This window comes from Pseudarthrobacter sp. NPDC092419, from assembly GCF_044755045.1.
Lineage (GTDB): Bacteria > Actinomycetota > Actinomycetes > Actinomycetales > Micrococcaceae > Arthrobacter.
In genome coordinates this window covers 140,731-158,314 of sequence record NZ_JBIVQF010000002.1, presented here as the reverse complement: position 1 = coordinate 158,314, position 17,584 = coordinate 140,731, and the positions used below count along the sequence as shown (strand labels likewise).

Annotated in this window: 16 protein-coding genes; 8 read left to right on the top strand and 8 right to left on the bottom strand. The window is 67.2% G+C overall.

Features of this window, described 5'->3' with window-relative positions:
- Positions 1-40 precede the first annotated feature (40 nt).
- Together ACIQC0_RS04070 and ACIQC0_RS04065 are read right to left on the bottom strand one after the other, a co-directional pair.
- Positions 41-1,450 carry a glycoside hydrolase family 1 protein gene (locus tag ACIQC0_RS04070; RefSeq protein ID WP_400532804.1) on the bottom strand — a complete coding sequence of 470 codons (1,410 nt, stop codon included), beginning with the start codon at positions 1,448-1,450 and terminating at the stop codon, positions 41-43.
- A 42-nt stretch (positions 1,451-1,492) separates the two neighbouring features.
- The gene (locus ACIQC0_RS04065) at positions 1,493-3,439 is read right to left on the bottom strand and encodes a beta-glucoside-specific PTS transporter subunit IIABC (protein ID WP_400532802.1); all 1,947 of its coding nucleotides are present in this window, start codon (positions 3,437-3,439) and stop codon (positions 1,493-1,495) included.
- A 218-nt stretch (positions 3,440-3,657) separates the two neighbouring features.
- On the opposite strand from ACIQC0_RS04065, the gene radA reads away from it, so the two are divergent.
- Positions 3,658-5,031, top strand: a complete 1,374-nt coding sequence (gene radA, locus ACIQC0_RS04060) for a DNA repair protein RadA (RefSeq protein WP_400532800.1) — start codon at positions 3,658-3,660, stop codon at positions 5,029-5,031.
- Here radA and ACIQC0_RS04055 read toward each other — a convergent pair.
- A complete protein-coding gene (locus ACIQC0_RS04055; protein ID WP_377216538.1) occupies positions 5,028-5,294 on the bottom strand; it encodes a hypothetical protein in 267 nt (88 codons plus the stop codon). The genes radA and ACIQC0_RS04055 overlap by 4 nt on opposite strands.
- A 131-nt stretch (positions 5,295-5,425) precedes the next feature.
- Between ACIQC0_RS04055 and ACIQC0_RS04050 the strand changes: the two genes are divergently transcribed.
- The 3 genes from ACIQC0_RS04050 (at position 5,426) to ACIQC0_RS04040 (ending at position 8,605) form a co-directional block, all read left to right on the top strand.
- Positions 5,426-5,893 carry an NUDIX domain-containing protein gene (locus ACIQC0_RS04050; protein ID WP_400532798.1) on the top strand — a complete coding sequence of 156 codons (468 nt, stop codon included), beginning with the start codon at positions 5,426-5,428 and terminating at the stop codon, positions 5,891-5,893.
- 166 nt (positions 5,894-6,059) lie between these two features.
- A complete protein-coding gene (locus ACIQC0_RS04045) occupies positions 6,060-6,983 on the top strand; it encodes an ATP-binding cassette domain-containing protein (protein ID WP_400532796.1) in 924 nt (307 codons plus the stop codon).
- Positions 6,983-8,605 carry an ABC transporter permease gene (locus ACIQC0_RS04040; RefSeq protein ID WP_400532794.1) on the top strand — a complete coding sequence of 541 codons (1,623 nt, stop codon included), beginning with the start codon at positions 6,983-6,985 and terminating at the stop codon, positions 8,603-8,605. The genes ACIQC0_RS04045 and ACIQC0_RS04040 overlap by 1 nt, the downstream gene beginning before the upstream one ends.
- Positions 8,606-8,619: 14 nt before the next feature.
- On the opposite strand, the gene ACIQC0_RS04035 is transcribed toward ACIQC0_RS04040, so the two are convergent.
- Both ACIQC0_RS04035 and ACIQC0_RS04030 read right to left on the bottom strand, forming a co-directional pair.
- Positions 8,620-9,849, bottom strand: a complete 1,230-nt coding sequence (locus ACIQC0_RS04035) for a beta-ketoacyl-[acyl-carrier-protein] synthase family protein (RefSeq protein ID WP_400532792.1) — start codon at positions 9,847-9,849, stop codon at positions 8,620-8,622.
- A 6-nt stretch (positions 9,850-9,855) separates the two neighbouring features.
- On the bottom strand, positions 9,856-11,469 hold the full coding sequence (locus ACIQC0_RS04030) for a peptide chain release factor 3 (RefSeq protein ID WP_400532790.1): 1,614 nt from the start codon (positions 11,467-11,469) through the stop codon (positions 9,856-9,858).
- Positions 11,470-11,829: 360 nt separating this feature from the next.
- Between ACIQC0_RS04030 and ACIQC0_RS04025 the strand changes: the two genes are divergently transcribed.
- Positions 11,830-13,014 (top strand): acyltransferase family protein, encoded by a 1,185-nt coding sequence (locus ACIQC0_RS04025; protein ID WP_400532788.1) that lies wholly within the window; start codon positions 11,830-11,832, stop codon positions 13,012-13,014.
- Between the two features lie 174 nt (positions 13,015-13,188).
- The gene (gene disA, locus ACIQC0_RS04020) at positions 13,189-14,265 is read left to right on the top strand and encodes a DNA integrity scanning diadenylate cyclase DisA (protein WP_377216531.1); all 1,077 of its coding nucleotides are present in this window, start codon (positions 13,189-13,191) and stop codon (positions 14,263-14,265) included.
- Positions 14,266-14,284: 19 nt separating this feature from the next.
- On the opposite strand, the gene ACIQC0_RS04015 is transcribed toward disA, so the two are convergent.
- Positions 14,285-14,938 (bottom strand): hypothetical protein, encoded by a 654-nt coding sequence (locus tag ACIQC0_RS04015; protein WP_377216530.1) that lies wholly within the window; start codon positions 14,936-14,938, stop codon positions 14,285-14,287.
- A 244-nt stretch (positions 14,939-15,182) separates the two neighbouring features.
- Here ACIQC0_RS04015 and ACIQC0_RS04010 point away from each other — a divergent pair, with 244 nt between their 5' ends.
- Positions 15,183-16,109: an A/G-specific adenine glycosylase gene (locus tag ACIQC0_RS04010; RefSeq protein ID WP_400533266.1), complete on the top strand. Its 927-nt coding sequence runs from the start codon at positions 15,183-15,185 to the stop codon at positions 16,107-16,109.
- A 41-nt stretch (positions 16,110-16,150) separates the two neighbouring features.
- Positions 16,151-16,639 (top strand): hypothetical protein, encoded by a 489-nt coding sequence (locus ACIQC0_RS04005; protein ID WP_400532785.1) that lies wholly within the window; start codon positions 16,151-16,153, stop codon positions 16,637-16,639.
- A 17-nt stretch (positions 16,640-16,656) separates the two neighbouring features.
- On the opposite strand, the gene ACIQC0_RS04000 is transcribed toward ACIQC0_RS04005, so the two are convergent.
- On the bottom strand, positions 16,657-16,812 hold the full coding sequence (locus ACIQC0_RS04000) for a hypothetical protein (protein WP_377216527.1): 156 nt from the start codon (positions 16,810-16,812) through the stop codon (positions 16,657-16,659).
- A 191-nt stretch (positions 16,813-17,003) separates the two neighbouring features.
- Positions 17,004-17,513, bottom strand: coding sequence for an amino-acid N-acetyltransferase (locus tag ACIQC0_RS03995; RefSeq protein ID WP_377216526.1), 510 nt, complete (start codon positions 17,511-17,513; stop codon positions 17,004-17,006).
- Positions 17,514-17,584: the final 71 nt, after the last annotated feature.

The following is a 17,584-nucleotide window of genomic DNA, read 5'->3' as shown; positions in this document are numbered from 1 at the left end:
TCGTAACCCGGCAGCCGTCGTCGTGCGCTGCCGGGTGCTGCTAGTTCAGGCTGGCGCCATTGGTGGCAATGACTTCCTTGTACCATCCGTAGGACTTTTTGGGGTAGCGGGCAAGGGTGCCGGTGCCGTCATCGTTGCGGTCCACGTAGATGAAGCCGTAGCGCTTGCTCATCTGGGCCGTCGAAGCACTCACCACATCGATGCAGCCCCAGGAGGTGTAGCCCATCAGCCGGACGCCGTCGGCCACCGCCTCGCGCGCTTGCACAAGATGGTCGTTGAGGTAGGCGATCCGGTAGTCGTCAACCACCGTTTTCGTCCCGTCCACCTCCACAAGCTGGTCTTTGGCGCCCATGCCGTTCTCCACGATGAACAGCGGCTTCTGCCAGCGGTCCCAGTAGTCGTTCAGGGCCACGCGCAGACCCTGCGGATCGATCTGCCAGCCCCATTCGGAGGCCTTGAGCGTGGGGTTGGGCACTCCGCCCATAATGTTGCCGGGGCCCTTGCCCTTCCTGGCGGGGTCAGCAGTTTCGCAGATGCTCATGTAGTAACTGAAGGAGACGAAGTCCACGGTGTTTTTGAGGTCTTCGCGGTCCTGCGCGGTGATCTTCAGTTCGATGCCGTTGTCCCGGAAGTAGCGCAGCAGGTAGCCCGGGTACTCGCCGCGGCAGTGGATGTCGCCGAACGCGTAGCTGTCCTGGGCTGTGTGCATGGCAGCCACAACGTCGGCGGGATCCGGGGTGAGCGGGTAGACCGGCAAGGCGATGATCATGCAGCCCACCTGCGCGCCGGGCATGAGCTCGTGGGCCAGTCTGGTCGCCCGGGCCGACGCCACCAGCTCGTGGTGGATCGCCTGGTAGAGGTCCTGCTTGGTGAGCTGCTCCTTGGGCGTGGGGATTCCGCCGGAGAGGAACGGTTCATGAATCACCGAATTGATCTCGTTGAACGTGAGCCAGTACTTCACCCGGCCGCCGAAGTGCTCAAACAGGGTGCGGCAGTAGCGCTCGTAGAAGCCGATCAGTTCGCGGTTGGTCCACCCGTCGTACTTCCGGGCAAGGTGCAGCGGGGTCTCGTAGTGGCTGATGGTCACCAGCGGTTCGATGCCGTGCTTCTCCAGCTCGTCCAGCACACGGGAGTAGAAGGCCAGGCCTTCGGCGTTGGGGGTTTCCTCATCGCCCAGGGGGAAGATGCGGCTCCAGGCAATGGAGAACCGGAACACTTTGAACCCCATCTCGGCGAAGAGTGCGATGTCCTCCGCATAGCGGTGGTAAAAATCGATCGCCACCTGCTTGAGGTTGTCCGGCGTCGGCCCCTCGGTGGGGGCTTCCGTGATGCCCTTGGGCATGACGTCCTGGATCGACAGGCCCTTGCCGTCCTCGTTGTAGGCGCCTTCGAGCTGGTTGGCGGCAGTGGCGCCGCCCCACAGGAATCCGTCAGGGAAAGTGGTGGTCACAGTTGTTCCTTTGTCAGTCGGGATTGGCTGGATGTGGCGGCATCAGGGCCGCACGCTGATGGCGGCCTGGCCCTGCGCCAGGGTGCCGCCGGGCAGTGACGAACCATCCACGGGTGTCACGCTGGCAAGTTGAGCGGTGTTGGTGACCATCACCAGGGTGGTGGTGTCATAGCCGGCTTCGGCCACCAGGTCCAGGTCCACGACGGCGAGAAGGTCACCGGCCCGGACTTGGTCGCCGCGGACCACGGCTGCTTCGAAGCCACGTCCCTGGAGCTGCACGGTATCGATTCCGATGTGGACCAGGACTTCCACGCCATCGTCGGATTTGATGCCGAAGGCGTGGCCGGTCTTCATGGCGGCCTTGATGGTTCCGGTGATGGGTGAACAGATGCGGCCGTCCGCAGGGACGATGCCCAGGCCACTGCCCATGGCGCCGGAGGAGAACACTTTGTCCTGGACCTCCGCCAGTGCCACAGCCTGACCGGACACGGGAGCCAGGAGCTCCACGGTGCCGGCCGTACCGGCGGACGCGGCGGGTCCGGCCGCGCCGGTGGCCGGCTGAACCGGGACGGGCGAACCTGCCTCCAGCGGGTCCGCGGCGGACCCGGGAAGGGGCGCGCCGGCGTCCGCGGCTTCCAGCTCACGCGGGCCGAAGAAGAAGGTGAGGGTGAAGGCAATGGCGACGGCGAGGCCGGTGCCCAGCAGCTGGAGGCTGAAGTTGCCCACGGTGCTGAAAGCCGGCAGGCCAAGGAGTGACGGGAATACGAAGGAGCTGGCGCCGCTGCCGCCGACCGCCGCGATCGCGCCACCGACGATGCCGCCCGCAATGCCGAAGTAGAACGGCTTCTTCAGCGGCAGGTTGACGCCGTAGATGGCCGGTTCGGTGATGCCGGCGAGGAAGCCGGAGAGTGCTGCAGGTCCCGCCACGGTACGGCGGGCCTTGTTGCGGGTGCGGAGCATGACGGCAAGGGTGGCCGCGGCCTGGCCGAGGACTGCCGCTAGCAGCGGGCCCATCATGAGCGAGTAGCCCTGCGTGGACATTTCACTGAGCATGCCGGGGACCAGACCCCAGTGCAGTCCGAAGAGGACGAAAACCTGCCAGAAGCCGCCCATGATGGCGCCGGCGAGCCAGGGCACGTAGGTGAAGGCGGCGTTGATCCCGGCGGAAAGGCCCTGTGCGGCAAAGGTGGTGACTGGGCCCACCGTCATCAGGACCAGTGGAACCATGACCAGGAGCGTGAGCAGCGGCGTGGTGAAGTTCCGGATGGCTGACGGAAGGACACCTGTCAGGAAGCGCTCAAGGTAACCCTGCAGCCATACGGCCACGATGATAGGCAGCACCGAACTGGTGTAGTTCATCATCACCACCGGAATGCCGGCGAAGCTGACCGGTGCGCCCGCGCCGGCCAACGCCACGATGCTTGGGTAGACCAGGGCTGCAGCGATGGCCATGGACGTGAACTGGTTGGTCTTGAACCGTTTGGCAGCCGTGACAGCCAGGAACACCGGCAGGAAGTAGAAGAGGGCGTCAGCGGTGGCTGCCAGGATCACGTTGGTCTGGGATTCCGGTGCCAGCCAGCCCAGCTGGGTGGCCAGGCTGAGGAACGCCTTGAGCAGGCCCGCCGCCGCCAGCGGCCAGATGACTGGCGAGAAGATGGACGAGATGAGGTCGATGAAGCGGTTGAAGAGGTTGCCTTGCGGCGCCGTCTCCGCTTCGGCGGGGGTGCCGTCCGTGACTTTGGTGATCCTGCCAAGCTCAGCGTAGACCGTAGGAACGTTATCTCCGATCACGACCTGATATTGGCCGCCGGCCTTCATCACGGTGATCACTCCGGGCAGCTTTTCCACGGCTGCGGTGTCTGCCTTTGCCTCGTCGCGCAGCTTGAGCCGGAGTCGGGTGGCGCAGTGGGTGGCGCCGGCAATGTTGCTTTCGCCGCCAACCCCCGCCACGATGTCGCCGGCCAGTGACCGGTAGTCCACAGTTGCCATGTCAGACCTCTCTGTCCATTTTTGGGCACAAAAAAAGACCCGAGACGCACGTGCTGTGCTTCTCAGGTCTTGCCTCTTACGAGTAACAATCCTGTAGGCGAAATTGCCTTCGACGTTGAACTATAGCGGTGATTCAGGTCACGCGCAACGTCTCTCTTGGGTTGGATCGTTTGGAGCCAGGCAGTTCGTTGTCCTTGGCCGCCGCTAGGGTGGAACGCATGGCAACGAAGACTTCCCGGGCCGCTAAAGCGCCCGCCTACAAATGCGCTGAATGCGGCTGGACCACGGTCAAGTGGGTGGGGCGCTGCGGCGAGTGCCAGGCGTGGGGCACCGTGGAGGAAACAGGCATCGCCGTAGCGCGTACGACGGCGGCCGCCACCGTTGCGGAGCCGGCCCGCCGCATCGCCGAGGTGGACGCCACTACGGCGGCTTTCCTGCCCACGGGCGTGGACGAACTGGACCGCGTCCTCGGCGGCGGACTGGTGCCCGGTGCCGTAATCCTGCTGGCGGGCGAGCCCGGCGTCGGAAAATCGACGCTGCTGCTTGATGTCGCCGCGAAGTTCGCACGCACCGCGCAGGACGTTCTCTACGTCACGGGCGAAGAATCCGCCGCGCAGGTGAAGCTTCGTGCCGAGCGGATCGACGCCGTCGCCGAATCCCTCTACCTCTCCGCGGAAACGGACCTCGGCCAGGCGCTGGGACAGGTGGAGAAGGTGGAGCCGCGGCTCCTCATCGTCGACTCCGTCCAGACCCTCAGCAGCGCGGACGTGGATGGCAGCGCCGGCGGTGTGTCCCAGGTCCGGGAAGTGGCGGCCTCCATCATCGCCGCGGCCAAGCGCCGGAACATGACCACGCTGCTGGTGGGGCATGTGACCAAGGACGGCTCCATCGCGGGCCCGCGCCTGCTGGAGCACCTGGTGGACGTGGTGTGCCAGTTCGAGGGCGAAAGGCACTCCCGGCTGCGGCTGCTGCGCGCCGTGAAAAACCGCTACGGGCCAACCGATGACGTGGGCTGCTTCGACCTGAACGAGAACGGCATCGAAGGGCTGGCGGACCCCAGCGGACTGTTTGTCAGCCGCACCAAGGACCCGGTTTCCGGCACGTGCATCACGGTGACCATGGAAGGCCGGAGACCCCTGCTGGCAGAGGTGCAGTCACTCCTGGCCGAAAGCCCCAACTCGCAGCCCCGCCGTGCCACCAGCGGCCTGGACAGCTCGCGGGTGTCCATGCTGCTGGCCGTGCTCCAGCAGCGGGCCGGGACCCTGCTGCACAAGGACGATTCCTACGTGGCCACCGTGGGGGGAGTGAAGCTCAGCGAGCCTGCGACGGACCTCGCCGTTGCCCTGGCGGTGGCCTCGGCGAAAGCCCGGAAACCGCTGCCGGTCCGCCTGATCGCTTTCGGCGAGGTGGGGCTTGCCGGGGAGGTGCGGCCCGTGCCGGGCATCAACCAGCGGATCCAGGAAGCGCACCGGCTTGGTTTCACCCACGCCGTGGTTCCGGCCAGCCACGCCGGCCCCGGGCCGATCCCGGCAGGGTTTTCCGTCCGGGAAGTGGAGCACCTGACGGAGGCGCTGAGTTTGCTCATCGGTTAGGCGATGGGACGCGGATCCGGGTCGTCGAGGTGGGACGTAAACAGCCACCCGGACACGTCGCTGCGGAGGACCAGCAGCGGGGCGCCGGTGCTGGTGACGTTTCCGGTGGGCACGTAGTAGCCGCGGCCCGACCCCGGTCCGCCGGCTGCCCGGTCCAGCGCGTCAACCAGGTGGCGGGGCAAGTGGCCCTGCGGCCCCAGGCCCCGGAGTTCATCCAGTTCTTCCGGCGTCAGCCGTCCCAAAACCTCAGCAATATTGGCCATGACGGGTGTCCCTTCGAGCTAAGTGCCTGAAGGATTACCCTAGAGCAGGGCTGTGAACTGCAGGTTAACTTCTGCGCCCATTTTGAAGTCGTCCGGCCTGAATTCGTCGCCGGAACCAGGAAGGGGCCGGAATGCCTGTCCGAAGTGCCGGAATCCTGCTGTACCGGCGTCGAACCGACGCCGTGCTTGAAGTGTGGATCGCGCACATGGGCGGGCCGTTCTGGGCCCACAAGGATGAGCGCGCATGGTCGCTTCCCAAGGGCGAGTACGCGGTAGGCGAAGATCCGCTCGCTGCCGCACTGCGCGAGTTCCAGGAGGAGATGGGAACTCCCGCTCCCGCCGCCGAATACACCCACCTCGGCGACTTCCGCCAACCGTCGGGCAAAGTGATTACCGTATTCGCCGCCGAGGCAGCGTTTGACCCGGAGGCGATCCGCAGCAACACGTTCCCCCTCGAATGGCCCAAGGGTTCCGGCCGGATCCAGGACTTCCCGGAAATTGACGACGCCCGGTGGTTCCCAGAGCAGGACGCCCGCCTCAAGCTGGTCAAGGGCCAGGTCCCGATCCTCGACGCGCTGGTGGCGGATGGCCGGTCGTAGCGACCTTTAGCCGGGGTGGCGGCAGCCTCTTCCACGGGGATTACGGCGCTTGTATGATGTGGACACGGAGAGCCGGGAAGCCTGGTCGGCCCGCAGGTACGCAGGCCTGCGGCACGCAGATTGCGTCCGCCATATGCGTGAGCGACGACCCTGAACGGACCCGGCCATGCGTACAGATCAAGCACCCGTCGTGCATACCTCCCGCCTTGTGAAGGACTTCGGTCGGACTACTGCCCTGGCGGGTCTCGACCTGACGGTGACGCAGGGCGAAGTGCACGGATTCCTCGGCCCCAACGGCGCCGGAAAGTCCACCACGTTAAGGGTCCTCCTGGGCCTGATCCGGCCCACGTCCGGAACCGTGCGGGTTTTCGGCATCGATCCCTGGGCCGAGCCCGTCAAGGCGCACCGTGACGTGGCGTACGTCCCCGGCGACGTGACCCTGTGGCCCAACCTGACCGGCGGCGAGGTCATCGACCTGCTCACCGGCCTCCGGGGCGGCGCAGACCAGGCCCTGCGCCGGCAGCTCATCGAGGAGTTCGACTTCGATCCGCGCAAAAGGGCCAGGACCTACTCCCGGGGGAACAGGCAGAAGACCGCCCTGATCGCCGCCTTTTCCCGCCCGGCCAAGCTCTACCTGCTGGACGAGCCAAGCTCAGGACTGGATCCTGTGATGGACGCCGTGTTCCGCCGGCACGTCCGGCGGGTCACCGCGGAGGGAGCCACGGTGCTGCTGTCCAGCCACATCCTGGCCGAAGTGGAGCAGCTCTGTGACAGAGTCACCATCATCCGTGCGGGAGCCGCCGTTGAGTCGGGGACCCTCGCCGAGCTCCGCCACCTCACCCGGACACGCTTCCGGATCATCGCCTCCACACCTGCGGAAGCGATCTCCTCGTGGCAGGGCGTCTACGACCTCAGGACGGACGGGGACGCCGTCGAGTTTGACGCTGATCCGGCCCACCTTGGGCACGTCATGGAATCGCTGGCCGCCGCAGGAATTACCGGCATTACCGCTGCCCCGCCTTCCCTGGAGGAGTTGTTCCTGCGCCACTACGGCCAACAGCCCCCCGCAGAGCAAAGCACGGTGCGGTGATGGCACCGGTGCTGCGCCTGGTACTGCTCCAGGCACGCAGGGACCGGGGAATCCTCACTGCATGGATCCTGGGCATCGCGGGGCTGGGGTATGCCGCCGCCGTCGCCATCACCACACAGTTCGCGGAGGACAGTGACCGTACGGCCCTGATGGCCCTCGCGGCAGCCAGCCCGGCGTTCCTGTTCCTGCGGGGGCTCCCGGACGGAATCAGTTCCGGGGCGGTGACAATCTTCCAGGGCTACTCCTTCACGGCCGTCCTGGCCGGGCTGATGGGATCATTCCTAGTGATCCGGCACAGCCGGGCCGACGAAGACCAAGGCCGGCTGGAGCTTCTCGGTTCAACGGCCGTGGCCCGCACAGCGCCCCTGCAGGCCACCCTCCTGCTGGGAACCGGAGCCAACGCTGTCCTGGTCCTGGCCGTTGCCGGCGGATTCATAGCCGCCGGCCTTCCGGCTACGGGTTCGTTCCTCGCCGGTTTGGCGGTAGCGGCAGTGGGTCTGTTCTTTATGGCCGCCGCGGCGCTGGTCGCACAGGTGATGCCGTCCGCCCGCACCGCCAACGGCACAGCGGCGGCCCTGGTGGGTGCAGCCTACGTGGTCCGTGGCGCAGGCGATGCGCTGGGAACGGTCGGACCCTCCCTGGTGCACGTAGCCCCGGCCTGGCCTTCGCTGTTGTCGCCCATCGGCTGGGGGCAGCGCGTCCGGCCCTTCACTGACACCGATCTGCTTCCGCTGCTGGTGCTCGGCGGCATCGCGGCGGTCCTGGCAGCGGCGGCGGTGGCGCTCCGCAGCAGGCGGGATATGGGCGCGAGCTATATCCCGGCCAGCGATTCCGGCCCCGCCCGGGCCGGTGCAACGCTGGCGACGATGCCCGGCCTTGCCTGGCGGCTGCAGCGCGGAAGCCTGGCAAGCTGGTGCTTCACCACCGGGGTGCTCGGCGCCATAGCGGGCGGCCTGGGACCGGTAGTCCGTGACGCCCTGGCCGCAAATCCGACCCTGCTGGAAGTGATGAGCCGGCTGGTTCCCGGCAATGCCGCAGTGGTGGACCTCTTCACCACTGCCATGCTCGGCATCGCCGGCATCCTGGCCGGGGCCGCGGGGATCCAGGCTGTGCTCCGGCTGCGGGCGGAAGAAGCGGAAGGCCGGGCCGAGCTGCTCCTTGCCGTGCCGGTGTCACGCGCGCGCTGGCTTGCGGGAACGCTCGCCGTCGCAGCAATGACGACGGCGGCGGTCGCCGCCGCAGCGGGAGCCGCAGCGGCCATCGTGCTCACCATCACCCAGGCCGGGGGCAGCGGCCCCGGCGAGGTCTTCGCGGCTGCCCTGGCCCACATACCGGCGGCTCTGGTTTTTCCCGCGGTGACGGTCCTGGTGTTCGCGTTCGCCTCCCGGTGGGCTGGCCCCGTCGGGTGGAGTGCGCTGGCGGCGGCGCTGGTGCTGGGGCAGTTCGGGGAACTGCTCGGGCTGCCGGTTTGGCTGCAGGACCTCAGCCCGTTCCGGCACTCCTCAGCGATGCCCGTCGAAGCCTTCGACCCGGCAGGCGCCCTGCTCATGGGCGCAGTTGCCGTGGCCGCGGCGGCCGTGGCCCTGCGCATTATCCGGACCCGCGACCTGGCGGGCGCCTAACGGATAACCGGCTGCTATCCGCCGGTGACCACCAGGGCGACGCTGTGCCCGCCGAAGCCGAACGCGTTCACCAGGCCGGTGCGCGGGCTGTCCGCAGGCAGGGCCCGGGCGTGTTCCGCCACGACGTTGAGTTCCACTTCGGTGTCCTGCGCCTGCAGGTTCAGCGTGCCCGGCAGCCGGCCCTCGCGGAGCGCTTCGAGGACCACAACTGCTGCCAGCGCCCCGGCGCCGCCCAGCAGGTGGCCGGTGTGGCCCTTGGTGGAGGTGACCGGCACGTCGGGCCCGAAGATGGCGTTGATCGCCAGCCCCTCCAGCCGGTCCCCCACCGGCGTGGAGGTGGCATGGGCGTGGATGAAGCCAATGTCAGCCGGTTGCAGGCCGGCAGAATCCAGTGCCTTCTGCATGACGCGGCGCTGCATCACGGGGTCGGCGGCGACGATGTCATTCGCGTCGGAAGTCACCGCACCTCCTGCCACGGCACCCAGGACGGCGGCTCCCCGGGCGCGTGCATGGGCCTCGCTCTCGAGCACCACGATCCCTGCCCCTTCTGCCAGCACGAAACCGTCGCGGTCGCCGTCGAACGGCCGTGACGCCCGCGCGGGCTCATCGGAGCGGCCCGACAGCGCGCGGATCTGGGAAAACCCGGTGATCACCAGGTCGTTCACGGACGCATCCACGCCGCCGGCAATCACGACGTCGGCCGCACCCGAGCGGATCATCTCCGCTCCCTGGACAATCGCCTCTGCCCCGGAGGCGCAGGCGCTGACAGGGGTTCGGGCGCCGCCCTTGGCGCCGAGGTCGATGGACACCCAGGCGGCGGGGCCGTTGACCATCAGGCGGGTCAGTGTGTGCGGCGAGACCTTGCGCGGGCCCGAGGCAGCAAGCACGCGGTCCTGCTCGATGGTGGAACCCAGGCCGCCGTACGCGGAACCGATGACCACAGCGAACCGTTCCGGATCGACCTCGGGCGCACCGGCCTGCGCCCACGCCTCGCGGGCGGCGATCAACGCGAGCTGGCCGCAGCGGTCCATCCGCTTCATCTCGCGCGTGCTGAGCCGCTCCGAAAGGTCCGCGGTGACCCGGCCGGCGATCCTGACCGGAAGGTGCTCCGCCCAGTCCTCATCGAGCGCCGCGATCCCGGAGGTGCCGGAGATGAGTCCGGCCCAGGTTTCGGGAACGGTGGAACCCACCGGGTTGATGGTGCCGGAGCCGGTGACCACGGCACGGGGCTGCGATGCGTTCAAGATGCCCTACTTCGCGGGGTTGTGGGTGCCGATGGGCACCAGGGTGAGGTCGGGGTGGTTCTTTTCGATCCGGCGCAGCGCCCATACGTCGGTGAAGAGGGCGAGGTATTCGCCGTCTGACCGCAAAAGAACCTCAGCGCCCGGCACGTTCGCCAGCGCAGGCATCGCGTCCGCCGTCGTAATCCTGGCGAGGGAGTAGGACAGTCGCTCCAGGCGCATGGGGGCGCTGAAGTCGTGCGCCATGCGGTCCTCCACCACCTCGAACTGCATGGGTCCGACGGCGGCGAGCACCGGCGCCTGGTCACCGCGGAGGTCGGAGCGGAGCAGCTGGATGACGCCCTCGTGCTCGAGCTGCTCGATACCGCGGCGGAACTGCTTGAACTTGCTCGGGTCCTTGGAGCGGGCCACCTGGAAATGCTCCGGTGCGAACAGCGGAATGGCCGGGAATTCGACCGGTTCTTCAAGGAAGAGGCTGTCGCCCACGCGCAGGGAGGAGGCGTTGACCAGCCCGACGACGTCTCCGGGGTAGGCCTCGTCGATGACTTCGCGTTCGCGGCCAAACACCTGCTGGGCGTACTTGGTGGCGAAGGATTTGCCGGTGCGGGTCTGGGTGACCACCATGCCGCGTTCGAACACTCCGGAGCAGACGCGAATGAAGGCGACGTGGTCGCGGTGGGCCTTGTTCATGCCGGCCTGGACTTTGAAGACAAAGCCGGAGAAGGGCGCCTCCACCGGGCGCGGGGTGCCGTCCACGTCCGGGCGGGGTGCTGCAGGCGGGGCGAAGTCCACCAGGGCGTCCAGCAGTTCCTTGACACCGAAGTTCAGGGCGGCGGAGCTGAACAGGATGGGGGTGGCCTGGCCGGCGTGGAACGCCTCGGTATCGAACTCCAGGTTGGACTCGATGACCAGCCCGGCCTCGTCCACCGCGTCGGACCAGTTGCTGCCCTGGTCCGCGGCGGCTTCCTCGGGGCTGAAGTACTCGGTGATGGCGATCTGCGCGCCGGCGTTGTTGCGCTGGAAGCGGGCGAATCGGTCGTTGCGGAGGTCCCAGACGCCGCGGAAGTCGCCGGAGATGCCTACGGCCCAGGTGAGCGGCATGGGCTGCAGGCCGGTCCGCTCGGTGATTTCATCCATCAGGGCCAAGGCGTCCAGGCCGGGCCGGTCCCACTTGTTGATGACGGTGATGATGGGCAGGTTGCGCTGTTTGCAGACCTCGAACAGCTTCATGGTCTGCGTCTCCAGGCCCTTGGCGGCGTCCACGAGCATTACGGCGCAGTCCACGGCCGCCAGCACACGGTAGGTGTCCTCGGAGAAGTCGGCGTGGCCGGGGGTGTCCAGCAGGTTGATGACGGTGTCCCGGTAGGAAAACTGCAGGGCCGCCGAGCTGATGGAGATGCCGCGGTCCTTCTCCATCTGCATCCAGTCCGAGACGGTTTCCTTGCGGTTGGCCTTGCCGCTGGAGGCGCCGGCGGTGCCGATCACCTTCGCGTGCAGGGCGAGCGCCTCCGTCAGGGTGGACTTGCCGGCGTCCGGGTGCGAAATGACAGCGAAGGTCCTGCGGCGGCCGGCCTCTTTGTGAATCGCATTGATCCGGGCGGGAGTCAGGACATCTTGGGACACGGTGCTACCTTCGCTGCGGTTGGGGCTGCCCGGAGCGCCTTCATGGAGCCGCGCCCAGGGCACTGCGGCCGCGGGGTTTCTTACCTGCGGCCGGGGATACAGGCTGCCAAACAGCCAAGCATCCAGTTTATCGCAGGGGCACAAACCACGACGGCGGGCCGGGCGGCTTAACGTTCCGGCACACAGGCGGCGGCGACTTCCTGCGGAAATCCTCGCTAAGTCCTTTGGCATTCCTGTCCCTCTTAGCCCACTGGAGGCGTGACGTTTCACTTAGCCTTAAAGGGCACAGCGAGCGTCCCCCTGTTGTCAGCTCGACCGGGGACCCGCCCTCCGTCACGCATCCCCGAAAGTAGTCCCCTCATGAATCCTTCCGCCGACACGGCTGTACCGCGCGGAGCCCGTACTGCCACCGCGGCAGCGGGATTCGCCGTTGGAGGGGTTGAAGGCAGGGGCGCGCGGCTGAACTCCCTGACGAGCCTGAGGTTCTTTGCCGCGGCAGCCGTGGCGCTCATGCACGCATTCGGCCTTTACGCGGTCCCTCTCCTGAATGTCGGCTTTGTCGGTGTGAGCTTCTTCTTCGTACTGTCCGGCTTCGTCCTCACCTGGGCAGGAGCGGCCGACAACGGCGTTGGAACCTTCTTCCGGAACCGCATTGCCAAGCTTTTCCCCCTCAGTGCAGCCACGCTCGCCGTCGCTGCACTGATCCCAGTGGCACCGAATTCGAATGGGGTGTCCTTCCTTCACAGCCTGTTCCTACTCCAGGCCTGGTGGCCCTCGTCAGCACCATCGTTCAACCCCGTCGCGTGGTCACTCTCAGCGGAAGCTTTCTTCTACCTCCTCCTGCCCCCACTTGTGGCGAGAATGCGTCGCTTCAGCACCCGCGAACTGTTGGGCGCCATCGTCTTCCTGGGCGTTCTGCAACCTGCAGCGGGAACTGCGTTCCAGGTCATTCTGGGAACACAGGTCAACACGTGGGCAGCGCAGTTCTTCACCTATAACTTTCCGCCGTACCGGATTCTTGAGTTCATCATCGGGGTGGCTCTAGCGTTGCTCCTCAAGTCGGGTTATGCCCCTGCCCACCGGACGCAACTTCTGGTAGCGGGCCTCGCCACTGCAGGAACCATGCTCACCGTCCTCGCAGCGAGCGCACACGTGGGCCCCTGGTGGGTTTACCAATCGCTCATGCTTCCAGCCATTGTTGCCCTGATCTGGACAGCTGCACGGCGGGAAATCGCCGGCGCCAGCGGCCTGCTAACCTCACCACGGCTGGTCAGGCTCGGCGAGCTCTCCTTCGCGTTCTATATGGTCCACTACCTTGTCCTGGGTACGGTCGGTGTCCTGGTCAACCGGTGGGCACAGGGCCTCCCATGGCAGCTCGCGTTGCCCGCGTTGATCTCTGCGGCGGGCATCGCATGGCTTGCCCACACATACATCGAAAAACCCTGCGAGCGTGCGCTGCGCGACAAGCTGCCCCGGCTGGCTCTACCAAAGGGTGAACCGCAGCGAAATGCGGGTGCCGCCGTCCGCCGTCGGACGCGTTCCTGAAGCTGTTTGCCGCACCGCCTGATGGGGCACTTTGGCGCATGAACATGCGGAAAACAGGCCCTCTTACCTCTATCATGGTGCTTGCGGGAATCAGAGCACTTTTGAATCCTGCCGGCGGAGCACCGAAGCCGGCATTCCTGCGGGCGGCGGTCCGCACCTTTGAAGGGAACACCTATGGCGCGGAGCCCCGAAGAATCGCTCAAGGCGACTCTGGGCAGGGTGGCACCCGGTACCCCCTTGCGCGACGGCCTGGAGCGGATCCTGCGGGGACGCACCGGCGCGCTGATCGTGCTCGGCTCTGACCGGACCATCGATTCGATCTGCTCCGGCGGTTTCGACATCGGGATCGACTTCTCCCCCACGCGGCTGCGGGAACTGGCCAAAATGGACGGCGCCATCATCTGTGACAAGGATGCCGGGAACATCCTGCGCGCCGCCGTACAGCTGGTCCCGGACTCAAGCATTGAGACGCACGAGTCCGGCACCCGCCACCGGACCGCCGAGCGCGTCGCCATCCAGACCGGGGTTCCGGTGATCTCCGTCAGCCAGTCCATGCAGATCATCGCCCTTTACGTGAACGGGCTGCGGCACGTCCTGGAGGGCTCCGAGAAGGTCCTTGCCCGCGCCAACCAGGCCCTGGCCACGCTGGAACGCTACCGGTCGCGGCTGGACCAGGTGACCAGCTCCCTCTCCGCCCTGGAAATCGAGGCAATGGTCACCGTCCGGGACGTTGCCGTGACCCTGCAGCGGCAGGAAATGGTGCGGCGGATCTCCGAAGAGATCTCCCAGTACGTCCTGGAACTCGGCGAGGACGGACGGCTGCTGTCCCTCCAGCTGGACGAACTGACGGCGGGGCGCGGCCCGGGCAGCGACGTCGTGATCCGCGACTACGCCGGGCCGGATGCCACTCCGGAGGACATCGAGGGCGCCGTCAATGCACTGATGAACCTGGGACCCACCGAGCTGATCGACCTGGGCAAGATCTCGGGCATCATCGGCTTCGCCGGCGGGGTGGAAACACTCGATGCCGTGGTCCAGCCGCGCGGCTACCGGCTGCTGTCCGGGCTCAAGGCCGTGCCGAAGGCCGTTGCAGACCGGCTGGTGGACCACTTCGGCGGTCTCCAGTTCCTCATGGCCGCCACCATCGACGACCTCATGACCGTTGACGGCATCGGCGACCAGCGCGCCCGGACAGTCCGCGAAGGGCTGAGCCGCATGGCGGAAGCGAGCCTGCTGGACCGCTTCCTCTAACCCCATCGGTTGCTGGGAATCAGTTGAGCTGGAAGACCGCTTTGGGGCTGGTCTTGGCGCCGAGCTTCGCGGTGAACACGTAGTACGCGCCGCCGGCACCCGGCTTCGCATCGATCGCCCGGCACCCTTCGACAGTACGGTTCCGCGACCACGGGAAGTTGGCAGTTTCGCTGGCGCCCGGCGCGATCTCCTTGATCAGGTCCTCGCTCCTGGCCTGGCAGTCGCGCGAGGAGAAGATGCGGTCCTCGCCGCTGGTGACCAGGAATTCCATCTGGGACGTGCCGATGTTGACCTTGCACGGCATCTTTCCGCCATTGGTGACCTTGAGGGTGAGCAAGGGTTTTTCGTCCGGACCGTAGGCAGGCTTGTCCGTGGCGGCCGTGACAGTCACCAGCTTCTGGTCGCAGGAAGGCGTGGGAGTGGGTGTCGGGGTTGCCGCCGATGAGGCCGAGGGAGCAGCCGAAGGCGATGCCTGGCCGGCTGAGGACACCTGTTCACGCCCGTCGAAGGCTCCGCCGGCAGCCATGCCGCCAACAACCATTGCGACGATCGCCAGCAGCACACCCCCGAGGAACAGCCGACGCCGGCGGTACACGGCAGCGCTCGGCTTCCGTACCGCGGATGATCCAGAGCCCGCCTTGCCCCGTGCTGGTGAAGTGCCTTCCCGTCCCATCCTCCTAGGCTAAAGAGTCACCACGCATTCAACCCCGGGACCACGCCGGGGCGGACCATTGCGCTGGTCACATCGGCTGCTTCCGCCCCCGGGAGACCCGGTTTTCGGGCGGCCGGGAGCGATCCATTACAGTGTTGGAATCGACACTCACACCGCCCTTCCCGCGGACACCTCCGCGCCCGCCGGCACGCCCTCCACCACGCCTGCCGCCGCGGCTCCTGGCTCTGAGCCTGACCCTGACCACCTGGCCCGCCTGCACGAGGACATCACCGCCTGGTTCTCCAGGACCGCGCGCAACCTCCCCTGGCGGCATGCCTCCTGCTCTCCCTGGGGCGTCCTGGTCAGCGAAATCATGCTGCAGCAAACACCGGTGGTCCGTGTCCTCCCGGTATGGGAGGAATGGCTCCGCCGCTGGCCCACCCCGGCTGCCCTCGCCGTCGAACCTTCCGGGGAGTCCGTGCGGCACTGGGGCCGGCTGGGCTATCCGCGCCGCGCGCTCCGGCTGCACGCGGCGGCGTCCGCCATCGTGCACGACCACGGCGGCGAGGTGCCCGGAAACTACACCGAACTGCTCGCGTTGCCGGGTGTTGGCAGCTATACCGCGGCGGCCGTGGCGGCGTTCGCCTTTGGCCGCCGGGAGACTGTGGTGGACACCAACATCCGCCGCGTCCACGCCCGGCTGGTTTCCGGAGCAGCGCTGCCCGCCCCTGCCCTCACCGCCGCGGAGATGCGCCTGGCCACCGCGCTTTTACCGGACGACGACGGCGCCTCCGTGCGCTGGAACGCTGCGGTCATGGAGCTGGGCGCTTTGGTCTGCACCGCCCGTGCGCCAAGGTGCGGCGACTGCCCGGTGCGGCACTCCTGTGCGTGGCTCGCTGCAGGTGAGCCGCCGCCGTCGTACGTTCCCAAGGGCCAGGCGTGGCACGGCACCGACCGACAGGTCCGCGGCGCCGTGATGGCGGTCCTGCGGTTGGCGGAGGCGCCGGTTCCAGCGGAGATGTTCCGGCAGGAACCGGCGGACCTGGGCTTTGCGCCCGAGGGAATCGGCGTGCCGCTCGTGGCTCTCCACCGGCTCAACACGGCCCCGGAACAGCTGGACCGTGCGCTGGCCGGGCTGGTCGCGGACGGACTTGCCGAGCTCGACGGCGGGGGCTACCGGCTGCCTGCCTGACAACCCTCGACGGGCGTCCGCGGCAGTCCTACGCTGAAGGTATGGGCAGGCCAAGGCTGCTGATCGCGTTAATGACGACGGCGGGACTCGCCACCGCGTGCGAGCCTTACGCCCCGCCGTGCCCGGCCATCGCCCAGGCGACCGTGGTTGCGGTGACGGTCGCGGCAGACTACGCCCCCGAGGTCAGGTCCCTGCACCTGAAAGCGTGCCAGGACGGGAACTGCAAGGAAGGGGAGCTCGAATTGGGCCCTGGCAGCGCGTCCATCGACCAGGGCTGCGATGCCTACGGCGCATGCTCAGCGACGTCCTCCCCCGACGGCACCAAGGTGGGTTCGCTCATGATGGATGTCCTGACCGAGTCGGTCATCGACGTCACGGCCACGGTCACAGCCACCGACGGCTCGGCGCTGCCGGTGCGCACGCTGACGTTCCGTCCCCGGGCGAATTACCCCTTCGGGGAACAGTGCGGACGGTTCCTGGACGCGTCCGTGATCCTGGACCGGGACGGCCTGCGCGCGCGGGAGGGCTGACGGGCGAAGGCTCGCTGTTAGAAGAGCGCCGGCTGGCTGAACGGCGCGTTGGTTCCGCCAGGGGTGGTCCCGGCACGCCATTCGAAGCCCAGCTCAGCCAGGAGCTCCTCGACGGATATCTGTCCGTCAAGCACTTCGATCTCCGTGGCGTTTTCGAGCTCCAGCCGTTCCATGCCCCCGAGTTTATTAGCCGGACCCCCGGCGGCCGCCGCTAACACACCGGGAACGCCCGATCGGTCCGTTTATCCCGGGGTCACCCGCGGCTACGCGAAAGGGACAGCCCCCAATGACTGTCCCTTTTCGCGGGCCCCCCATCGCGGCCACCCACAGTTTATCCAGCGAGTCGAATAACACAAGTCAAGCGTCACAGCATCCGGATCATGCGGGTGTTTCCCAAGGTATTGGGCTTCACGCGGGCGAGGTCCAGGAATTCCGCCACACCTTCGTCGTGTGAGCGGAGCAGTTCCGAGTAGACCTCCGGGTCCACGGCCGATTGGTCCGCCATCACCGAGAAGCCGTGCCGGGTGAAGAAGCCCACCTCGAACGTGAGGCAGAAGACGCGTTTAACTCCTAACGCCCGGGCCTCCTCCAGCAGGCTCTCCACCAGGACGTGCCCGACGCCCTTACCGCGCCAGTCCGGCGAGGTTGCCAGAGTGCGGACCTCGGCCAGGTCCTCCCACATGACGTGCAGGGCCCCGCAGCCAATCACGTCGCCGTCGTCCGACTCAGCGATCCGGAACTCCTGGAGGCTCTCGTAATACGCCACCGTCTCCTTAGCCATGAGGATCCGCTGGTCGGCCAGCGGCGCCACCAGCTTCTTGATGGCGGACACATCGCTGGTACGGGCAGGCCGGATGCGGAACGAGTCAGTCACAGGCCCATCCTAGTTCGCCGCCTGGCCGCCGGCCCCACAAGCCAAAAGCCCCGCCGCTCCTTGCGGAGTGG